General features: G+C 73.3%; 16 protein-coding genes. 6 read left to right on the forward strand and 10 right to left on the reverse strand.

The window, feature by feature from the left end:
* Positions 1–4 precede the first annotated feature (4 nt).
* The 6 genes from WMF31_RS22675 to WMF31_RS22700 form a co-directional block, all read right to left on the reverse strand.
* Positions 5–2197, reverse strand: a complete 2193-nt coding sequence (locus WMF31_RS22675; protein WP_436606587.1) for an RHS repeat-associated core domain-containing protein — start codon at positions 2195–2197, stop codon at positions 5–7.
* The gene (locus WMF31_RS22680; RefSeq protein WP_436603945.1) at positions 2145–3908 is read right to left on the reverse strand and encodes a DUF6531 domain-containing protein; all 1764 of its coding nucleotides are present in this window, start codon (positions 3906–3908) and stop codon (positions 2145–2147) included. Before WMF31_RS22680 ends, WMF31_RS22675 begins: the two co-directional genes overlap by 53 nt.
* A gap of 299 nt (positions 3909–4207) precedes the next feature.
* On the reverse strand, positions 4208–5263 hold the full coding sequence (locus WMF31_RS22685) for a beta-ketoacyl synthase N-terminal-like domain-containing protein (protein ID WP_436603946.1): 1056 nt from the start codon (positions 5261–5263) through the stop codon (positions 4208–4210).
* Positions 5260–6291, reverse strand: a complete 1032-nt coding sequence (locus WMF31_RS22690) for a DUF2169 family type VI secretion system accessory protein (RefSeq protein ID WP_436603947.1) — start codon at positions 6289–6291, stop codon at positions 5260–5262. Before WMF31_RS22690 ends, WMF31_RS22685 begins: the two co-directional genes overlap by 4 nt.
* A 53-nt stretch (positions 6292–6344) precedes the next feature.
* Positions 6345–7784 carry a YkgJ family cysteine cluster protein gene (locus tag WMF31_RS22695; RefSeq protein ID WP_436603948.1) on the reverse strand — a complete coding sequence of 480 codons (1440 nt, stop codon included), beginning with the start codon at positions 7782–7784 and terminating at the stop codon, positions 6345–6347.
* Positions 7785–7793: 9 nt separating this feature from the next.
* Complete coding sequence (locus WMF31_RS22700) at positions 7794–8825, reverse strand: hypothetical protein (protein WP_436603949.1); 1032 nt, start codon at positions 8823–8825, stop codon at positions 7794–7796.
* 72 nt (positions 8826–8897) lie between these two features.
* Between WMF31_RS22700 and WMF31_RS22705 the strand changes: the two genes are divergently transcribed.
* A complete protein-coding gene (locus tag WMF31_RS22705; protein WP_436603950.1) occupies positions 8898–9974 on the forward strand; it encodes an MJ1255/VC2487 family glycosyltransferase in 1077 nt (358 codons plus the stop codon).
* 73 nt (positions 9975–10047) lie between these two features.
* Here WMF31_RS22705 and WMF31_RS22710 read toward each other — a convergent pair whose 3' ends face one another.
* Together WMF31_RS22710 and WMF31_RS22715 are read right to left on the reverse strand one after the other, a co-directional pair.
* Complete coding sequence (locus WMF31_RS22710; RefSeq protein ID WP_436603951.1) at positions 10048–10308, reverse strand: hypothetical protein; 261 nt, start codon at positions 10306–10308, stop codon at positions 10048–10050.
* Positions 10309–10324: 16 nt separating this feature from the next.
* Positions 10325–11116 carry a Stp1/IreP family PP2C-type Ser/Thr phosphatase gene (locus tag WMF31_RS22715; RefSeq protein ID WP_436603952.1) on the reverse strand — a complete coding sequence of 264 codons (792 nt, stop codon included), beginning with the start codon at positions 11114–11116 and terminating at the stop codon, positions 10325–10327.
* Between the two features lie 58 nt (positions 11117–11174).
* On the opposite strand from WMF31_RS22715, the gene WMF31_RS22720 reads away from it, so the two are divergent.
* From WMF31_RS22720 to WMF31_RS22730, 3 genes are all read left to right on the forward strand, one after another.
* Positions 11175–12560 (forward strand): aldehyde dehydrogenase family protein, encoded by a 1386-nt coding sequence (locus tag WMF31_RS22720; RefSeq protein ID WP_129347488.1) that lies wholly within the window; start codon positions 11175–11177, stop codon positions 12558–12560.
* 72 nt (positions 12561–12632) lie between these two features.
* Positions 12633–13061 (forward strand): VOC family protein, encoded by a 429-nt coding sequence (locus WMF31_RS22725; RefSeq protein WP_436603953.1) that lies wholly within the window; start codon positions 12633–12635, stop codon positions 13059–13061.
* Between the two features lie 273 nt (positions 13062–13334).
* Positions 13335–13907, forward strand: coding sequence for a hypothetical protein (locus WMF31_RS22730; protein WP_436603954.1), 573 nt, complete (start codon positions 13335–13337; stop codon positions 13905–13907).
* Positions 13908–14021: 114 nt separating this feature from the next.
* On the opposite strand, the gene WMF31_RS22735 is transcribed toward WMF31_RS22730, so the two are convergent.
* On the reverse strand, positions 14022–16823 hold the full coding sequence (locus WMF31_RS22735) for an AAA family ATPase (RefSeq protein ID WP_436603955.1): 2802 nt from the start codon (positions 16821–16823) through the stop codon (positions 14022–14024).
* A gap of 274 nt (positions 16824–17097) precedes the next feature.
* On the opposite strand from WMF31_RS22735, the gene WMF31_RS22740 reads away from it, so the two are divergent.
* Positions 17098–19068, forward strand: coding sequence for a WD40 repeat domain-containing serine/threonine protein kinase (locus tag WMF31_RS22740; RefSeq protein ID WP_436603956.1), 1971 nt, complete (start codon positions 17098–17100; stop codon positions 19066–19068).
* A gap of 37 nt (positions 19069–19105) precedes the next feature.
* On the opposite strand, the gene WMF31_RS22745 is transcribed toward WMF31_RS22740, so the two are convergent.
* Positions 19106–20035 carry a Uma2 family endonuclease gene (locus WMF31_RS22745; protein WP_436603957.1) on the reverse strand — a complete coding sequence of 310 codons (930 nt, stop codon included), beginning with the start codon at positions 20033–20035 and terminating at the stop codon, positions 19106–19108.
* 332 nt (positions 20036–20367) lie between these two features.
* Between WMF31_RS22745 and WMF31_RS22750 the strand changes: the two genes are divergently transcribed.
* Positions 20368–20868 (forward strand): VOC family protein, encoded by a 501-nt coding sequence (locus tag WMF31_RS22750; RefSeq protein WP_436603958.1) that lies wholly within the window; start codon positions 20368–20370, stop codon positions 20866–20868.
* Positions 20869–21072: the final 204 nt, after the last annotated feature.

Genomic DNA, 21072 nt, shown 5'->3' on the forward strand with positions numbered 1-21072 from the left:
AGCCTCATCGGTATCGCCTGCGCGGCCCGAGGTAGTTTTCCAGCGGGGGGGAGTAGTTGGTCAAGGGCCCCGTGCCTTGCGGGTTCGTGTAGCCGGGCTGCACGGCTGACGTGGCGGGCGCGCCCCAGCGCGCCTGGAGGTTGGCGATGAGCTGCGAGCAGTTCGGGCAGGGCGCGCGAGGCGTGCCGTCGTCGTGCTGCGAGGCGATCGAGCCGATCGAGCCCAGGCATCTCTGGATCTTCTCGCGATCGCGCGGGTTGTTGGGGTTGAGCGGCTGGCCGCCGTTGTGCTGCTGCTCCCACGCTCGAATGTAGTTGGTGAGGGCATGGGGCTCACCGCACGTATGCGGCGGGCGGCCGGCCGGGTAGGATTGCCCTATGCCCCCGCGCCCATCCGGCCCGGGCTCGTTGTAGAACGCGCCCCGCTGCGGCAGCGCCTGCCAGACGACCGGATGAATCCCCTGCGGCGATGTATGGTTCGGGTGGCGCGTGCTATACCCGGTCTGCGTGATGGTGCCGTCGCTCGACGTCACGGTGGTCGTCACGGGCTGCAGGCCGAGCGGGTCGACGTATCGATACGGCTGGCTCCGCGCATACTCGAACGCGCTCGTACCGCCGCTGAGCCCCGACGGATCGGCGTTGATGAACAGGCCGAGCGCAGGGTCGTAGTAACGGTAGCGGTTATACGAGAGCCCGGTGTCCTCGTCGAAATATTGCCCGAGGAAGCGCAGCGGCGTCGTGGCCGCGCCCTCGAAGCTGACCACACCCCAGGCCGAGCTGCGCACGCGCGAGAGGATCGCACCGTCGCCGGCGATGAGCAGCGCCGGCAGATCAGCGGGCCCCGCGACGTAGTGGACCCACGGCTGATGGACGGCCTGGCCGTCGTGATAAACCGTGTCACGGTGCGCAAGCGGAGCGCCGACATCGTCGTGCACATACAGACGCTCGCTGACGAGGCGCCGCTCTCCGCCGGAGATCTCGAGCGTGGTCTCGTGGAACATGAGCCCTTGGCACCAGGCGAAGCGCGTCTCGGTCACAGCCCCCGTCGGGTGACTCCGCCGCCGAAGCACACGGCGCCCCTCCGTGTCGTAGACGTACTCGACGCGCGTGCCGTCTGACAGGCGGACGCCAGCGAGGAGGCCGCGACCGTTCCATTCGTAGCGCGTCTCTCTGCCGGCCTGGTCGGTCTTGCGGACACGCCGCGCCTCCGCGTCGTACTGGTACGTCTCCTCCCCGCGTCGCAGCGGGACCCCGCCTGCGCCGTAGGCGCGGGCCGGGCCGTCCACCTCGTGCGTATGGCCGGCGCCGTCGTAGGAGAACCGCTCGACCCCCGTCCGCGTCGAGCGCTGGACGATGCGGCCGACCGTGTCATAGGCGTACGCCTCTCGCTCCCCGTCGCTCGTGACGCGCTCGATCAGCTCTCCGCCGCGCGACACGACGAACCCCTCTGCGAATGTGGTGCCTTCGGGGAGCCGCCCGACCCAGTCGGGTGTCCCGCGGCGGCTCGCGCGCCCGCCGACGACGCGGCGCTCGATCATGGCGCCCATGCCATCATAGCGACACAGGATGGCCCCGCCCTCCGGCAGGCTCCGCAGCACCTCGCGGCCGAGGCCGTCGAGGGTGCGCTCGATGACGCCGCCATCAGGCAGATGGATCCGGACCGTCCGGCCCATGAGGTCGCGGTCGAACCGCACGACACTTCCCGCCCTCGACCGCCGCTCGATGGTCTGGCCGATCGCATTGACGGCGCACTCGACCGAGAGCGCCGCCCCCGCCACGCTCGACGTCTCCTTCACGAGCACGCCGCGCGCGTTGTACGCGTACGTGGTGAGCACATCACCGGCCGACGACGCGACGAGGCGGCCCTCCGGATCGTACTCGAACGACTCCTTGCTGCCGTCGTCGTACGTCCGCTCGATCACGCGCCCCGCGGTGTCGCGTGCGATCTCGGTCCGCTCGCCGGCGCCGTTCCTGTGCGCGGCGAGCCGCCCGGCGGCATCGAGTTTGTAGTCGTACGTCCGCCCATCGAAGAACGTCTCCGCGATCACCCGGCCCGCGAGATCGCGCTTCAACGTGTGGACCTCGCCGCGCTCGTTCACCACCTCGACGAGGTTCCCCTCGCGGTCATAGCGGTAATGAATGGACTCACCGTTCGGTTTGTCGACGCGATGAACCATATGGTGGCCAGCCCAATGCATTCGCCACGTCGCGCCGTCCGCCGTCTGGTACGCGGCGATATGGCCATCCGCGTCGTACGAGACGTACGTCACCCCGCCGTTCGGGAGCGCGATCGCCTGGAGCACGCCCATCGGGTCGTAATAGTACGTCGTCCGGTGCCCCTCCTCGTCGACAAAGCCAACGATCCGGCCGACGTCGTCGACCTCGATCGACCTCGATCGACCTCGCACGGCCGTTCGGCTCGATGAGGCGCACGAGGTTGCCCTCCCCGTCGTGCTCGAAGCGCGTCACCGCGCCGTTCGGCATCTCGGCGGAGACGCGCAGACCGCGCGCGTCGTAGGTGCACCTGAGGAGCAGGGAGATCGCGTCGGTCGTCTCGAGCACGTTCCCTGCCTCGTCGCGCGCGTAGGAGATCGCATGGCCGAGTGAGTCGATCGCCTCGACGAGGTATCCGGACGCGTCGTACCGAAACTCGTTGACCGCGCCGGTCGGGTCGACAATCGCGGTGACGCGTCCCTCGTCGTCGCGATCGTAGCGCGTGACGTTGCCGTTCGGGTCCGCGTATGCGGTCATGCGCCCCTGTTCGTCATAGCGCACCGTCTCGACCCAGACGCCCGAGGCGCGCTCGATGGTGCCGAACGCGTTGAGATCGAAGCGACGCGTCTGGCGCGAATCGATGACGGTGGTCATGCCCTCGCCGTACTCGAGGCGCACGTGGAGCATCCCCCGGGCGGCGGTGCCATCGGCCAGCACCGGCGGGACGGCGCCGGCGAGCGCGGGATCCGGCGCGCCGCCGTAGTCCACCCACGATTCCACACACCGGCCGCGGCCGTCATACCGGTAGTGGATGCGCCGGCCCGAAGGGAAGCGCTGCTCCGTGAGCCGGTGAGCCTCGTCGTAGGCGTACCCGACGCGCCTCCCTCCGGCATCGACGATCGCGATGAGATCACCTCGATCGTTGTATTCGTAGGAGCGGAACGAGAGCGTGCGCCCGCGCGCCGTCAGGAGCTCGAACCGGGAGATGCGCCCCCCCGCGCCGCGGCGCACGGTGACGTTGCGGCCTGCGCTGTCGACGATCCGCGCGAGCGCGCCGCGAGGATCGTAGTCGAGCCGGATGACATTGCGGGCCCGGTCGAACACCTCGGTGAGCCGGTAGGTCCTCACCTCCTGCCGTGTGGTGGCTTCGAATCGGTAGAGGAGCCCCTCCTCGTCTGCAAGGATGATGACGTCTGGCCGGAGACGGAACGTGCCGAGACCGCGCACGGTCAACATCTCCTGGTCCCGCGCGAGCCGCTCTCGGACAGGCTCGCCAAACGGGGCATGAATCACGAGCGACCCGCGATGGCGCACCAGAGACCACGCCAGAGAATGAGACCAGCCGTAGCCGAGGCCGAGGTCGCGCTCGTGAGCGGACGATGTGTATGCGCGTTGTAACGAGTAGACCAGCGGCCCGAGGAGGGGGAGATCGGTCTCGCGCACCGTGTACACACGACCGCTCACGGGATCGATGGGATCGCCCGCGTGCGTCCCGCCATTTCCGCCGTGCACAGGGTTCATGCACCCGCCGCCGCTGCCCGGACCGCACGCGCCCGCGCCCTTGCCGCCGCCGTCCGCGTTCGCCCCGCCGTTCTGGCCGCCGGCGCGCTGCTGGCCGGCCCCGCTCTGTCCGCTTCGCGCCCCGCTCCCTCCCGCAACGACGCCGCCTCCCATCACGAATACGCCAGGGTTCATGCCTGGGATTGCAGGGATGTTCGGTACAGGGGCGGTGCGTGCCATACTCGAACGATATCACGCACGCCGCGGTGACCGCGACGCACCTTCGTGCCATCGACCCCATTCGAGACCTCCGAGCTCGACGCGCGCAGCCGCAGCGCGCATCGGGACTGGAGCTCACAGGCCGTGATCCAGCGCCAAGGAAATGTTATAGAACAGCACCGCGCGGGCATGGGGGCGTTGCGCCGCGACGCCCCCTGGCGCCCGACTCGACAGGTACCCTCTCCCGCCTCCCGGCGTAGGTCGCTCGCGCCGGCTCACCCCGGCGCCGTGACGACCAGCGCCGCCCTCTCCCCGCCGTCGCTCCCGGCGACGGAGACCGCGATGGAGTGCGGCGCGAAGCCGCGCGTGAACGCCTCCGACGCGATCGCGAGGTGCAGCGGCATGGCCGCGGCGCCGAGGTGGCCCATGCGCTGGGCGGGGCTCTCCACCTGCTGCGGCTCGCAGAAGAAGCGCTGCGTGCGCGCGGAGGCGGCCTGGAGCTCGAAGTGGCGGAAGCTCTCGAACGTGAGATCCGTGAGCACCCAGCCCGCGCGCAGCCCCCGCTCGGACAGCGGGCCGAGCGCGGCGCGGAGCGCGGCCGTGAGCCCCGCGGCCTGGAACGCGGGCTCGTCGTTGTCCGGGCGGGCCCGCTCGTGCGCCGTCGCGACGCCGACGATCTCCCCGAGCTCCGCGAGGAGACAGCGGCGCGCGACGTCGGGGCGCATGAGCGCCACGAAGGCCGCGCCCTCGCCGGGGATGAGGGCGTCGAGGCTGTCCGGCCGGAAGAGCCGGCCCGCGGCGTCGAGCGCGGCGATCCGCGCAGGGTCGTAGTCGGTGTGCACGCCGCCGAGCAGCGCCGCGTCGATCGCGCCGCGGCCGAGCGCCTCGCAGAGCTCCGGCAGCAGGAACCCCGGCCCCGCGGCGCCGCGCGTCACGACCTTCACCGCGACGTCCGGCCCGCGGGCCCGGACGCGGGCGCCGAGCTCGTCGGCGAGCCGCTGCGCCGGGACGTCGCCGTCCGGCGATCTCTGCCCGAGGTGCTCGTCCAGGCACAGCGCCACCTGCACCCGCATCCCCTGCGCCGCGGCGCCGAGCTTCCCGAGCACCTCGTCGAGCGCCCGGGCCGCGAGCTGCGCGGCGCGCGGCGCGCCCGTGAGCCGCGGATCGAGCGTCGGCAGGAAGCACATCGTGATCGGCTCGCCCTCGGCGTCCACGAGCGGCGCCTCGCGCATCGCCGCGGCCGCGGCGCGGTGCGAGAAGGCGCTGTCGATCGAGCGCAGCCCGATGGGCGTGACCGCGCCCGCGGCGACGAGGACGGCGAGGGGCCTCACGCCTGCACCGCCTCGCGCACGACGATGCGCGCGTCCTTCATCCTCCGGGGCGCCTTGACGTGCGCGCGCCAGACCAGCTCGACCGCCACCGGCTTCTCGGGGCCCACCGCGTAGAGGTCGACGAGCACCGTGTCGAGGTGAGGCGCGAAGGCGGCCGGCTCACGGCCCTTCACCTGGAACTCGATCTCCACCTTCACCTTCGGCAGCTCGAACGCGAGCGCCCCGTCGCGCGTGAGGTTGAGCACCCGCACCGGCTCGCCGCCCGCGAGCGGCGGATCCGCGATCAGGCCAGGCGAGGCGGCGAGGTTGTGGCGATCGTCGAAGTCCTCGGGCAAGAGCGGCGCGCGGAGCTCCTGCCAGGTCTGATCGTACGTCCCCGCATGCCTGCGGCGCGGCTCCCAGTGCCGGCCGATGGGCCCGATCCCCGCGGGCGGCGGCGAGGTCCTCGCGGTCCTGATCGGGTACGCAGGATCCTCGATGTTCGGCGCCGGCTGGTGGGTGAGCGAGGCCGGCTCACGCGTGATCCCCGTGCCGACGGGGTTGCGCGGCTCCTCGAGCACCGCCGCAGGGTCCTCGTCGTCGCGGCCCCCCCAGGCGTGGTCGTAACGCATGTCGATCTGCGCGATCGGCAGCGGCGCGGTGAGGCCTGCGCCCTTGTCCACCCAGAGCCGCTTGCCGAACACGACCAGCGATTTCCGGAGCGGGCCGACCTCGACGCGCACGTCGAACGAGGGCACGGCCTGGCCGTCCGGCGCGTGGGCCGTCGCCACAAAGATCACGTCGGTGGCCGGCTTGAACAGGCACACGTCCGCCGGATAGGCGATGCTCTCGGGCCTGTCCTCCTGCCACGGCAGATCGGCGAGGCGGACCCCGCGCGTGCGCTCGGGCGGCGCGAGCTCGAGCGCGCCGTCCTCCGTGAGCTCGAAGCTCGCCTTGACGATGGCGACCAGCTTCTCGCCGTCGCGATCGAGCAGGAGCTGCGGATGCACGGCGAAGTCCGTCCGGTTGTCGAGCGGGGGCTGGTCCATCGCGCGGGCATTATCGACAAGATCGGCGCGGATGTCTCTCCGGGCCGCGCGCGTCATGCCCCCACGGCCTCGACGACATAGGCGTCGAGGCCGTGGGCGCGCAGCATCGCCTCGACGAGCGCGAGCGGCTCGGCGCAGGCCGGGTCGCTCGCGCCCACGGCGGCGAAGATCGCGGGGAGCGCCCGCGAAACGACGAGCCGCACCGCGCGGTCGCGCAGCGCCAGCGAGAGCGGCAGCGCGCCGAGCAGGCGGTGGCCGTGCAGCGCCGCGCGGAGGTAGAGGCGCTCGCGCTCGGGCCGCTCCACGGGCGCCGAGAGCAGCGCCCCGAGCAGCTCGGGGTCGCCGAGCGCCGCGGCGGCGGCCGCGATCCACCGCGCTGCCATCCGGGCGAGATCCCGCTCGCTCCTCCAGGCGGCGTCCTCGCGCTCCCGCCGCGCCGCGCGCGCGTGGAGCGCCGCGAGCCAGGGCGCGAGCGCCGCCGGATCCAGCGGCCCGGGGCGCTCGTAGCGCGCGAGGGTGTCGGCCGCGAGCCCCCGGGCCTCGACGGCGGCGGCGAGCGAGAAGAGGCCCGCGGCGAGGTCGGCCGGCGGCGGCGCCGCCGCGAGGCGCCGCGACCACGCGACGAGCTCGGCGCGGGCGGCGGTCACCCCGGGCGCGACCTCGACGCGCTCGGGGAGCTCGGCGACGTGCACGCGCTCGTCCAGATCGCCCAGCACCCGCAGGCGCGGATCGAGGAGCGGCGCCCCGGCGGGCCGGCCCACGCTGGTCAGCACGCAGGCGCACTCCACGGCGACCGAGACGCGCACCGACTCGCCGTCGTCGAGGAAGCTGACCGGGAAGATGCGGCATCCGAGCGGCTTGGCCTCGGGCCCGCCGATCGCGTGGAGCGAGCAGCGCCCCCCGCCCTCGAGGTAGGCGCACCGGCCGTCCCGCAGCGCCACCGCGGAGGCCGCGCACGGCCACGCGCCGCGCTCGGGGGTGAAGGCCCGCTCGTGCCGGGCGCCGCCGCTCAGCACGTCGGGCCTGAGCGCCCGCGCCCGCGCGGCCTCCTCGGGATCGAAGATCACCGAGGCGTAGAGCCGGCAGCAGCTCCCGCGGCCGTCGCAGTGCAGGCTGAAGTCGGGCAGCACCTCGATGGGGCGATCACGGCGCGCGCGCTCGTCCATCGCGGCCTCGCCGGCCCCGGGCGGCGCCGCGGTCTCGACGGCGTCCTCCGCCGCGAGCAGCCCCGCGGCGTGGAGCTCCGCGAAGAAGTCCTCGGCGGCGCGCACGCGCGCGTGCGCGCCCTCGCGGGCGGCGGCGAGCACGATGCCCTCGACGTCGCGCGTCCCGTCGGCCACGGCGAGCAGGCCCCACTCCCGCCCCCCGAGCTGGAGCAGCTGCCCGGTGCGGATGTCGTGGAGGACGATGATCTCCTCCTCGCCGATCAGGTGCCGCCGCGCGAGCACGTGCTCGGCCAGCCGGGGGCGCGCCGGCGGTGCGTTCGGGCTCACCCGCCCACGCTAGCGGACCTCCGGCGCCGCGCGCCACCCGAAACCATGGCGAAGGAAGCGACGCGAGGCGCCCCCCGCGCCCCACCCGAGCAGCGCGCCCGCCGCGATCACGCCGCGCGCGCGCAGCGTCGGCCGCGGCGCCTCCAGCGCGACGGGCGGCGCCACGAACGCCTCCAGCCACGCCTCGACCGGGGGCCGCGCGAGCACCCCGCCGAGGTCGAACAGCGCGAGATCCGAGACGCCGGCCGCCGCCGCCACGGCCACGTCCTCGCGGAGCTCGGCGGGCGACCCGTACACCGGCTCGTCGCCGAGCGCGCCCTGCCCGACCGCCCCGAGCGAGGCGCCCGCCCTCGGACCGAAGCGCCGCGCGGCGGCGCGGCACGCCCACGCGAGCAGCGCGACCGCGTCCTTTCGGCCGAGCCGGCCCCGCGAGTAGCCCGCGATCAGCGACGTGTACAGCATCGCGCTGACGCGCCCCCACGGCGGCGCCGACACGGGCGTCCCGAGGATCCGCTCCCAGCCGCGCCCGGGCCCGTCGAGCAGCACGAGCGGCACGATCGCGGCCGAGGTCGCGACCCCGCGCGCGTGCAGCGCGGCGACCGCCCCGGAGAAGGCGCGCTCCGCGTCCTCCCACCGCGGCCGCCCCGGCGCCTCGCCCCCGAGCAGCCCGAGCGCGCCGCGCGGCCCCGCGAGCGCCCGGCGCACCCGCGCGATCGGCGGCTCCAGATCGAACACGACCTCGGCCGCGGCGAGGCCGCGGCCGTCGAGCGCGTCGAGCAGCCTCGCCACGAACGCGCCGAAGGCCGCCGCGTTGCCCGCGCTCGCCCAGCGCCCGTCCTCGTCCGCGATCATCGGCCACACCGCGAGCGGCACCCCCTCGCCCGCGCACGCCGCCGCGAGATCCGGGAGGCCCGCGGCCGTGTCGGGCCGCACCGCGATCGCGAGCTCCAGCGCGTGCCTCCGCAGGAGTGTGAGCGTCCGGGGCGCCCGGACCACCTCGAGCGGCAGGAGCTCGCTCCAGATCCGTCGGCGCGGCGTCACGACCGCCGCCCCGGCGCGGCCTTCGGCCGTTTCCTCCCGGCGCCCGCGCTCGGGCCGCTACACTCGCGCGTCATGAAGATCCTCTATGGCGTCGTCGGTGAAGGGATGGGGCACGCCATGCGCTCGCGCGTCGTGATCGAACACCTGCTCGCGCAGGGACACGAGCTCGAGATCATGGCGTCGGGCCGGGCGACCGATTTTCTCTCGAAGCGCTTCGAGGGGGTGAACCGCATCCACGGGCTCCACATGATCTACGAGGAGAACCGGGTCCGGCGCGGCAAGACGCTCTGGTCGAACGTGCTCTCGGGCGCGGCGGGCATGCCGCGGAACATCGCCGCGTATTTCGAGCTCATCAAGGACTTTCGCCCCGAGCTCACCATCAGCGATTTCGAGTCGTGGACCTACCTCTACGCCAAGCTCCACCGGCTGCCGATCCTCTCGGTCGACAACATGCAGATCATCAACCGGTGCACCCACGACGCGGCCATCGTCGCGGGACACGAGGCGGACTTCCAGATCACGCGCGCGTTCGTGAAGAGCAAGCTGCCGTTCTGCAATCACTACGTCATCGCCACGTTCTTCCGCCCGGAGGTCCGCAAGCAGGACACGACGCTGGTGCCGCCGATCCTCCGCCCCGAGATCGTCGCCGCGAACCGCCGCCCCGGCGGGCACCTGCTCGTCTACCAGACCGCCGAGGGGAACGAGGCGCTCTCGGAGGCGCTCGCCCGGACCGGGCTCGAGTGCCGCATCTACGGGATGCGCCGGAGCATCACCGAGGAGCAGGTCGAGGGGAACCTGCGCTACCGCCCCTTCAGCGAGGGGGGCTTCATCGACGATCTCGCCTCCTGCCGCGCCGTGATCGCCGGCGGGGGGTTCACGCTCATGGGCGAGGCGGTCTACCTGCGGAAGCCGATGCTCGCCGTCCCCCTGGGCCGCCAGTTCGAGCAGGTGCTGAACGCCCGCTACCTCGAGCGCGAGGGGTTCGGCCGCGCCGCCGCGTCGCTGGACGATCCGGCGGTGATCGCGCGGTTCGTGGAGGCCATCCCCGCCTGCGAGGAGAAGCTTGCGCGTTATACGCAGGACGGCAATCGGGTCCTGTTCGAGACGATGGATGGCCTGCTCGACCGGGCCATGGCCGGCGTGCTCTGAGCGCGGGGCGCCGCGGAGGCGCCTCGCCGCGCGGGAGGCGCCTCGCCGCGCGGGAGGCGCGGCGCGCGATGCGTCACTTCGGTCTGCAGGCCTTGATGTCCGAGCCGGAGATGCCGTTGCACTCCTGGTCCGCGGGGCAGTCCGTCTGCTCGATGCACGTCTTCAGGCACTCGAGCGCCGAGGAGTCGTCGGGCTTGCCGCAGACCGCCCCGTCCTCGCACTCGCCCTCGGCCCCCTCCTCGTCGCACGCCTCTCCGAGCGCGGCCCCGCCGCCGCAGCCCCAGACCACGAGCCCGCTGACGACGAGCCCAACCCCGATCCACCTCGTTCGCATGACATGACCTCGCTGGTTATCGCGCGCTGCGCCCCCGGGCGCCCTGGCGCTGGCTCCATGACGCCGCCGCCGTCTCCTCGATGCGGATGAGGACGGCGGTGATGTTGTCGCGGCCGCCGTTCTCGTTGGCGCAGTCGATGAGCTTGCCGCACGCCTCGGCGAGCACGGCGTTGTCCTCGATGATGCGCGCGATCTCGCGATCGTCGACGAGCCCGTGCAGGCCGTCGGAGCACAGGAGGAACACGTCGCCGGCCTCCACGCGCTCGGCGCGCAGGTCGACGTCGACGCTCGGGCCGATCCCGAGCGCGCGCGTGATCACGTTGCGGGGCAGGTACGCGAGGTCGCGCTCGGTGAGGTCGGGCCGCTCGAGGAGCGCCTCCGCGATGAGCGAGTGGTCGCGGGTGAGCTGCGCGAACCCGCCCCGGCGCAGGAGGTAGCAGCGGCTGTCGCCCGCGTGCGCGACGTAGAGCTTCCGCTCCCGCGGCGAGAACGCCGCGGCGACGACCGTGGTCCCCATCCCCCGGTAGAACCGCGAGTCGTCGGCGTAGGCGAAGATCCGCGCGTTCGCGTGCGTCACGGCGGCGCGCAGCCGGTCGCCGGTCGGCGCCTTGCGGCGCTTGCCGTTCGCCTCGCGGAAGTAGCCCGCGATGGCGCTCGCCGCGATCCGGCTCGCGACCTCGCCGGCCTCGTGCCCGCCCATCCCGTCCGCGACGACGAAGACGTTGAACTCGGGCAAAAGGATGTAGCGGTCCTCGTTGTGGATCCGCTCCCTGCCGACGTCCGAGAGCCCTGCCGCGACGGCTCGCATTCGCCCCGAGTCTAGACGACGCTTGGCCCGTCAGGGAACTGGGTTAATCTCCGCGGCCATGCCCGACCTGATAGTCGACAACCCGTATACCCTCGACGAGGCCGTCCGGCGGCCCCTGGCCGACGCCGCCGAGGTCGACCGCCTCCTCGACGCCGCGACCGCCGCCGCGCGGGGCGCCGCGCGCACGTCGATCGCCGAGCGCGCCGCCCTGTGCCTGCGCGCCGTCGAGCGCATGGAGGCGAGCGCCGCCGACATCGCCGCCGACATCACCCGCATGATGGGCAAGCCGCTGCGCCAATCTCGCAACGAGATCGCGGGCATGGCGAAGCGGGCACGGCACATGATCGCGATCGCGGAGGGCGCGCTCGCCGACGTGGTCCTCCCGGCGCTCCCGGGCCAGGAGCGGCGGATCGTGCGCGTCCCCCACGGTGTGGTCTTCGACCTCCCCGCCTGGAACTATCCGCTCCTCACCGCCGTCAACGTGGTCATCCCCGCGGTGCTCTCGGGCAATGTCGTGCTGCTCAAGCACTCCCCCCGCTCGCCGCTCTGCGGCGAGCACTTCGCCCGGGCGTTCGCCGAGGCCGGCGCGCCGCCCGGCCTCGTCCAGGCCTTCCACTGCGATCACCCCACGTCCGAGCGCATCGCCTCGGATCCGCGCGTGGGCTTCGTCGCGTTCACCGGTTCCGTCTACGGCGGACAAAGGATCTATGCGGCCACGGCGAAGAACGTCAGCGTCGATGCGGGCCTGGAGCTCGGCGGCAAGGACGGCGCGTACGTGGCGCCCGACGCGGATCTCGAGAAAGCAGTGGACGGGATCGTCGATGGCGCCTGTTACAACGCGGGACAGAGCTGCTGCGCGGTCGAGCGCGCGTATGTTCATCGCGATCTGTATCCGAAGTTCGTGGACGCCGCGCTGGCGCTGATGAAGCAGTATGTCCTCGGCGATCCGACCAAGGAGCGCACCACGATGGGGCCGATGGCGCAGCCGAACGCGCCGGCGTTCCTGGAGGCGCAGGTGAAGCAGGCGCTCTCGCGCGGGGCGCGCGCCCTGTGCGGCGGCCGCGCGGTCCAGGTGGACGGCCGCGGGCGGTTCTTCGAGCCGACGTTGCTCGTCGACGTGGCGCCCGATCTCGACGTGATGCGCATCGAGTCGTTCGGGCCGGTGCTGCCGATCGTGCCTGTGTCGTCGGATGAGGAGGCGCTCGCGCTCATGAACGACAGCGATCTCGGGCTCACGGCGTCGGTCTGGACGCGCGACCGGGAGCGCGCGGCGCGGCTCGCGGCCGAGCTCGAGGTCGGCACCGTGTACATGAACCAGTGCGACACGCTGGATCCGGCGCTCCCGTGGACGGGCGTGAAGAACACCGGCAAGGGCGCGACGCTCTCGACGCTCGGGTTCCTCCACCTGACGCGGCCGAAGTCGATCAACTTCAAGCTCGGCTGAGCGCCCGGCTCCGCCGGTCCAGCCCGAACGAGCCCGCTGGTCGACGCGAGGGACGTGGGCTAACCAGAGGGCATGGAAACGAGCAAGATCTACCGCGGGCGTCTCATCGATCATGTTCAGCTCGTCGTGGCGGACCTCGCCGCGAGCAAGAAGTTTTATCGGGCGGTCTTCGAGGTCATCGGGATCCCGATGGGCGGCGAGGCGGACGATTACTTCTGGGCCGACGAGCTCTTCGTATCGAGCGTGGGCTCGCCGGCCTCGGCGGGCGTGCTCACCGGGCGGACGCACCTCGCCTTCCAGGCGAACGACCGCGCGGCGGTCGAGCGCTTCCACGCGGCCGCGATCGCGGCGGGCGGCAAGGACAACGGCGCCCCCGGCGAGCGCCCGTATCATCCCGGCTACTACGCTGCGTTCGTGCTCGATCCCGACGGGAACAACATCGAGGTCGTCCATCACGGCCCGGCGAGCAGGTCGGCGAGCGCGATCGAGATCACGTTCTGATCTGCGCGAGGACGCCGCGGGGCCAGAGAACGTACCGCGGCCGAGCCTCACGCGACGGGGGGCTGTCCGAGCCCGGCCTCGTGGCCGGCTTCGTGGATCTCGCCCCGGCCGGCACACCTCGACCCGGCCGGCACACCTCGGTCTGGCACAACGCGAGGCGCACGCGCCATGTCCATCGTGCGAGCGGCCTGCTCGTCGAGAAATCGCGAGAGCTCTCGCGAGGGCATCCCCGGCACACGCATTGCTTGGCCTTGCCGCATGCGTTACCAGCTCATGGCATCCTTTATCATCCCGTTTCTCGTCGGTTGCGAGATCGACGTCGATGGCAATCCCTTCGACCCTGGCCACTCGAGCTCGGGTCCGAGCAGCAGCTCGGGGGGAACCGTGACGTGCTCGCCGAGCGACGCGTGTCCCGCAGGGTCCTGGTGCGAGTACGAGGAGGAGCTCTGCGAGCAGCCCGCGAGCGCGACCGGCGTCTGCGTCTCGGCCTCGTGCGAGGACGGGGTCCGGTACTGCGGCTGCGACGGCACCGTGTACCCGAGCTCCTGCGCCGCCCACCTCGCGGGCACCCACGTCACGGAGGCAGCGCACTGCAGCGACGGGACCTTCGCGTGCGGGGACAGGTCCTGCAAGGAGCATATCGAGGTCTGTCACCAGCTGTCCTTGAGAGACGGCGGCGGGATATTCGAGTGCCTTCCACTCCCGGCCAGCTCGCGCTGTGAAGGAGGCATCGCGAGCTGCGAGTGCATCACGGGGCACCCGATGGACGAGCAACCGCCAGGCGGGGCAGGCTGCACCGAGGATGAGAGTGGGAACGTCCTCCTCTGGTCGTCGCAGACGGTCTGATCGCCGGCCCATCCCCTGCGCCCGTACCGGCACGCCGCTGCCTCGCTCTCCGCGCGCGTCGGGCCTCGCGCGAGGCTCTCGACCGGAGCCGCGGACGCCGAGCGCCGCGGGCCCTCACGCGGCCGGCGCCTCCTCCGCCGGGATCCGCTTCCTCGCGACCGGCCTCGGCGTGACGTCGTTGAGGACCACGCCGAGGATCCTGCGCTCGCCGAGCTGCTCGGTGGCCCGCGTGAGCGAGGACGCGCGGGTCAGCGAGGCGCGCGCGACCAGGAGGACGCCGTCGGAGGCGTCCTCGATGACGTTGGCGTCGCCCGAGCCGAGGACGGGCGGGCCGTCGATCACCACGTAATCGTAGTAGCGGCGGAGCGCGCGCAGCGCGGCCTCGAAGTGGATCGAGTGGAGCGCCGCGGGGTAGCTCGCCTCGAGCGACGGCTCCGCGAGCACCGACAGGGACGCGCCGACGGCGACGACGCCGAGCGGGCGGGCCTCGCCCGCCATCCGGCGCCGGAGCTGCTCGGAGAAGCTCGCGTGCGCGGGCAGCCGGAGGCCGAGGGTGGCGGCGACGCGGGGGCGCATGAGGTTGCCCTCGACGAGCAGGACGCGGGCGCGCTCGGCCTCGGCGAGGGTCATCGCGAGGCGGACCGCGAGCGTGGTCTTGCCCTCGGCCGGGCCGGGGCTCACCACCGCGACCGCGAGCGAGTCGCCCCCGCGCCGCTGATCGAGCCGATGCCGGAGGACGCGGAGCGCGGCGAGCGCGGGCGCGGGCGCGCCCCGGAGCAGCTCGAAGACGCCGAATCCGTCGGGGTCGATGTCGGCGCCGAGGAGCTCCACCTCGGGCTCGTCGTACGCGGGGCGACCGGTGTCCACGACGGAGCGCACGCCGACGCAGGCGAGCGACGCCTCGACCGCGCTCCAGGGCGGCTCGGGGAGGACGTCGAAGCCGTCGGCATCGAGGCCGTCCGGGGGCGGCCCGACCCCAACCTGGGACGGTCCGACCCCAACCCCGGTCGGCCCGACCCCAACCCCGGTCGGCCCGACCCCAACCCCGGTCGGTTCACCCCCAACCTGGGACGGTCCAGCCTCAACCCCGGTCGGTCCAGCCTCAACCCCGGTCGGTTCACCCCCAACCTGGGACGGTCCAGCCTCAACCCCGGTCGGTCCAGCCTCAACCCCGGTCGGTCCAGCCCCAACCCCGGTCGGTCCAGCCCCAACCCCGGTCGGCCCAACCCCGGTCGGTCCAACCCCGGTCGCCGGGGTCGCCCCGGGCGGCCCGACACCGTAGGCCGGCACGATGGTGCGCTCGCGGAGCGGCGGCTGCGCCGGGAGCTCCGGCATCGCAGCCAGCAGCGCGGGGCCGCCGAGCGCATGGATGTCGCCGCCGTCATAGAGCGTGTCGTTGAGCAGCACCCGCGCCCCCGCGACGCCGAGCGCAAAGAAGAACGTCACCGCCGCCCCCGCGAAGAAGACGCGCCCCCGCCCCCGGTCGGGGCGGCTCGGCAGGTAGGCGCGATCCAGGACGTCGAGCTCCATCTCGCTCTTGTTCACCGCGGCGTCCGCCGACAGGTCCGCGGCCCGCTCGTTCGCCTGCACCGCCTTCAGGTACTCGCGCGCCCGCTCGAGATCGAGGCGGAGCCGGTGCCACTCGGTCTCGAGCTCGATGACGCGCTCCTCCCCGCCCTCCCCCGGCTCCTGCGGCGCGCTCCCCGCGGGCGCCGCGCCCTCCGCCGGCGTGCGCGGGCGCCGGGCCTCGCCGCCCGCCGCCGCCCTGCGCGCGCCGCCGGTCCGCCCGCGCAGGCCCGCGATCCGCCGGAGCAGCGCGCTCCGCTCCGCCTCCAGCGACGCGCGCCGCTCCGGCGTGAGCGCGGCCGCCTCCCCGTCCCGCGGCACCTGGGTGATGCCGGCGCGCACGAGCCGGAGCGCGGCCTCGGCGGCGGCGAGCTGGCTCTTCGCCGCCTCGACGCGGCGCTTCGCGGCGACGGCATCCGGGTGGATCGGCGTCACGGTCGCGAGCTTCTCCACGAGCGCCGCCTCGGCCGCCCTGACCGCCCCCGCGGCCGCGTCGCGCGCCCGCTGCGCGTCGACCGCGCTTTGCGGCAACGGCTGCCCCGGCGCCGGGGCCGGCAGGCGCCCGGACGCGAGCAGCGCCTCGACCCGGGCGAGCTGCCGCTCGAGCGACGCGAGCTGCGGATCGACCGGACGGGCCGGCCGCGCCGGCGGAACCCGCGCCGGCGACGGCGCCGGGGTGCCGGGCGGGCCCAGCGGCTGCGGCGCGGGCGCGTACGGCGAGTCGTTGAGCCCCCACTGGAACTGCGGGTTCTTCGCGAGGAACGTCGCCAGCGCGCGGCTCGCCGCGTCGACCCTGGCGCTCGCCTCGGCGAGCTCCCGCCGCAAAAAATCCCGGGTCATGGTCGCCGTCCCGAGGCTGTCGCGGCGGTACTCCTCGATGAGGATCTCCGTGAGACGCGCGGCGACCTGCTGCGCCACGTGCGGATCGTCGTGGGTGAAGGAGATGACGTACGTATCGCTGCTTTGCGCGCGAAAGCTCACGTGATCCTTCATCTCCTCGACGGCCTCGACCATCGAGCGCGCGGTCTTCTCCGGATAGAGCCCGAACGCCTCGATGACGCCGGCGAGCGTCCCGCGCGCGTGCAGCGTGTCCTTGAGCTTCGCGCCGAGGCGCGCGGCGCGCGCGGAGCTGCTCTGGGGGTCCCGGCTGGTCTGGATCGTCTCGCGGTAGACGATGCTGGACTCGCTCCGCCACGCCCGCTTGGTGGTGAGCGCCGCGGCGAGGGCGATCGACAGCCCGACCACGATCATCGCGGCCGTCCCGCGCCAGTACATCCGGATCCGGCCGAGGACGCTGATCGCGCGCGAAAGGCGCTCGCGGGGTGTGCTCTCCGTGCTCAGGCTGGACATCGTGTTCCTCGCCCCGTGGGGCAGCTCGCGCGGCGGTGCGCGGCGCGCGGGCCGCGCGCGGCGGCGTTCGCCCTCCCACGGCAATCGGCGTGCTCGCGGCCGCGTCACCCCGGGACCCACTCGCCCGAGCCGCCGGTGAGAGGAGGATCTCGAGGGAGGCGACCACCGCGGACGTTCCGCCTGCGTGCGCGCGGCTTCCAAAACGAACGGCGCGCCGGGCGCGGGGGCGCGTTAGGATGCTGCTCCGACGACGAATATGCAGGCCGGACAGCATGTGACCCCGACGATCAGGCTGGTGCGGCCGCTGGGCCAGGGCGCGATGGGATGCGTCTGGGCCGCGGATCACCTCGCGCTGGGCACGCAGGTCGCGGTGAAGCTCATCTCGCCGAGCCAGGCGGGCGACGCGAGGTCACAGGCGCGCTTCCGGCAGGAAGCGCAGGCGGCCGCGCGGCTCAAGAGCCCGCACGTGACGCAGGTGCTCGACCACGGGATCACGGCCGAGGGGCAACCGTTCATCGTGATGGAGCTCCTCGAGGGCGAGACGCTGCGGCAGCGCATGCAGCGGTCCGGGCCGATGCCCGTCGACGACGTGGTGCGGCTGATCGGGCAGACGGCCAGGGCGCTCGGGGCGGCGCACCGGCTCGGCATCGTGCACCGCGACATCAAGCCGGACAACCTGTTCGTGATCGACGTCGAGGGGGAGCCCTTCACCAAGGTGCTCGATTTCGGGATCGCGAAGCAGGTCGGCGCGGCCATCCAGATGACGTCGACCGGGGAGACGCTGGGCACGCCGCTTTACATGAGCCCGGAGCAGCTCGGCGACATCAAGCGGGTCGATCACCGCACGGATCTGTGGGCGCTCGGGGTCGTCGCGTACGAGGCGCTCACGGGGACGCCGCCGTTCACGGGCATCACGCTGCTGGCGCTGGCGCTCGCCGTGCAGCGGGGCGCGTTCCAGCGCCCGACCGCCCTCCGACCCGAGCTGCCTGCCGCGCTGGACGCGTGGATGGCGCGGGCGCTCGCCATCGACATGGAGGCGAGGTTCGGCGCGGCCATGGACATGGCGGAGGCGCTCTGCGTGGCCGCACAGGGCGCGCACGAGGGGGAGCGGCGGCCGACGGCGCCGCCGCGCGCGCGGGAGGTCGAGGTCCTCGCCGACACCTTGCCCATGCCCCCCGAGCAGGCCCCGGCGCACAGGGCGACCGCCGCGGCCGAAGCCAAGGCGGAGGACGGCGTGCCCGGGCCCGATCTCGAGGACGCGCTCCGCAGGCTGCTGCAACGCCCCACCCGGAGGCCCGCGCCCAGGAAGGAGCGCCCCGCGCGCGCCGCGGACAGGCCGGAGCCCCGGATCGTCCACGACCCTGCCGAGAACACGCTGTCGCTGTCCGTGCCCGGCGAGATGTCCCGGGCCATCGCCTTCGACGAGCGCGGCACGGCGCTCATCGTCGCCTTCAGCAGGGGCTCGGTGCTGTGCCTGGATCTCGCGACGCGGCGCCCGCGCTGGTGGTGTCGCCTCCTCTCGCGCGCGCTCTGCGTCACCGCGGGTGCGGGGCGGATCGCCGTGGGCTGCGGCGACGGCGACATCCGCCTGCTCGACGCCGCGCGCGGGACCGTCGAGAAGACCCTGCGGGGCCACGCGGCCGTGCGATGCGTCGACATGCACCGGAAAGGACACACGCTCGCCGCGTGCGGCGATGACCGGCTCGTCACCCTGTGGAGCGTGACCTCGGGGGAGTGCCTGCACGTCGGCAAGGAGCACTCCGACCGCGCCCGGAGCGTGGCGTTCGTCGCGAGCAGCGCGGTCCTCGCCTCGGGCGCGCGCGACGCGACGGTGCGCCTCTGGGACGCGGCGCTGCGTCCGATGCGGGTCCTGCGGCCCGACGGCGGCGCCGTGCGCAGCCTCTCGTTCTCGCCGGAGAGGAGCGCGCTCGCGGCGGCCTGCGACGACGGCGCGATCCGGCTCTGGGACACGCGGCGCTGGGAGCTGAAGCAGACGCTCACGGGGCACACGAAGCGCGTCGTGTCCGTGGCCTTCGGCCCGCGCGGCGACCTGATGGTCTCGGGCTCGTCCGACGGCACCGTGCGGGTCTGGACCGTCGACTCGGGCAAGTCGCTGCGCGTCTTCGGCGGGTACGCCGGCGCCATCGAGTGCGTGGCCGCGAGCCCGGACGGGCGGCACGCGGCCGCGGCGTGCGCGGACGGGATGGTGCGCGTCTACTCCCGGCGGAGTATCGCCGAGGGGTGACGATCCATCGGGGTCGCCGCGGGGCCGCATGCCCCGCTCAGGGGCCGTCCTGTCCCCGGAAGAGCTCCTCCGCGGCCGCCGCGGTCGCCGCCCGCTGGAGCCACTGATCCAGGATGTCGAGGTCCGTCTCTCCGAGGATCCGGCCTCTGGCCTCCTCGCCGATCGGCACGCCGCGCACGCCCAGGATCATCAGGATCGCCGCGGACAGCCGCCCCACGGCCTCCTGCGCTCGCGCCTGCTCCTGCTCGATACGGGCCTCGGCGGCTTCGACCATCCTCTCCAGCTTGCCCACCAGCTCGCCCGAGGTGACCAGCTCGGCCGTGCCTGCGTAGAAGCGCAGCCGACCGGACTCGACCGTGAGCTCCAGATCGAGGACCTCCGACCGGTAACGCCCCGCGCGCGAAGGGATGCTCTCGTAACGGCGCACGCCGGTGGACGGCAGCCGGTGGCCCTTGATGTGCCCGCGCGGGATATCGTAGACGAAGTACTCGCGGATCCCGAGGGCCGCATATTTCGCGACGTTGCGGACGAAGTCCTTTCGCCAGTCGCCGGCATGGTGCACCTCGAGCGCCAGGTCGACGCCCTTGCCCTCGGCGCTGACCATCCAGCACTGGCGCGGCCCGGGATCGACGTCGGCCACCGCGATCACGTCGGGCGTGAAGCCCTTCTCGCCCGGGGAGTAGACCTTGATCTCGGCCCCCACGTAGATGCGCCGCCCGCGCCGGCCGAACCAGGCGCGGAGCGTGTCCCTGGCCTCCATCTTGGCGTCGAGGTGCGGGTCCCCCTCGGCCATGGCCTCGCGCTCGTCGATCTCCTCCTGGGACACGGAGCCGACGAGCGCCGCGATCGCCTGCTCGCGCTGCGCGGGCGTCATCGCGGCCCACGCGGCCTCGGTGGGGGCCCGGGGCGCCTCTTGCGGGATCGGCGCCTCGATGGGCTCGCCGGGCTTGCGGATGGGAGCCGACATGCCGCCCAGCATACCACGCCTCGACCTCGCGCCTCCCGCGGGGCGGCGCGGGCCGGCGCCGGGCCCCGTCCTGTGCGGAGTCGGCCGAACCGGAGCGCGCCGCTCTCGCGCGAAAGGGCGCGCCAGCGGAGGCCAGTGGCAACCGGCGGTGGTGGCAGCTGTGGCGCGAGTGCAGCAAGCCATCGAGACCGGGTCGTGCGGGTAGCCCGCCGCGGCGCCGCGATCGCGGCCCGGCGCATGCGGATCGAGCCGCCGGCCGGCTCCGGATCCAGCGCCGGCGCCTGACGGCGAGGGGCCCCTCCACCGGCCGGATCTGGGCTACCGTGATCGCCATGAACCTCGCCGGAATTGCCCACATCCAGCTCTCGGTCACGGACTTCCCACGCAGCCGCGCGTTCTATCGCGCGCTGTGCGAGCATTTCGAGATGCAGTGCCAGTACGACGATCCTGGCGGCGAGGGTGAGCGGCCCATGCTGTATTACATCGGCGGCAAGACCGGCGTGTTGATTCGCCCGGTGAACCCGGAGTACGCCGGCGACCGATTTCACCAGTACAGGCCCGGCCTGCACCACCTGTGCTTCCGCGCCCGCAGCCGCGAGGACATCGACGCATTCCACGCGTTCTTCGAGAGCACGCTCGCCGCGCTCGGCGGCAAGCTCGTGCAGGCGCCGCAGGAGGGCGCGTGGGCGGCCGGCTACTACGCGATCGTGTTCGAGGATCCGGACGGCATCCGGATCGAGATCAACCACGTCCCCGGCAAGGGCAACCTGGCCGAGGGCGTCACGCTCCCGTTGCCCGCGCGCGTCCCGGGGGGTGTGCCCGAGCAAGCGTGAGGCGGCCGGCCCGGCAGGCCGGCGAGCTCGCCGGCGAACCGCTGGAAGAAGAGGTCCACATCGAGCGACGCCTGGTACTCCAGGAAGAGCGCCCGGACCTGCTCGACTCGCTCCGTGCTGGAGGCGTGCTTGACCTCGATCATCGGTATGCGGCGCTTCGCGCGGCCGGCCGGCCGGCGCGGGCGCCGGGGGAGACCGTCCCGA

It is taken from the genome of Sorangium sp. So ce1036 (genome assembly GCF_051369805.1).
Classification (GTDB): domain Bacteria; phylum Myxococcota_A; class Polyangia; order Polyangiales; family Polyangiaceae; genus Sorangium; species Sorangium cellulosum_F.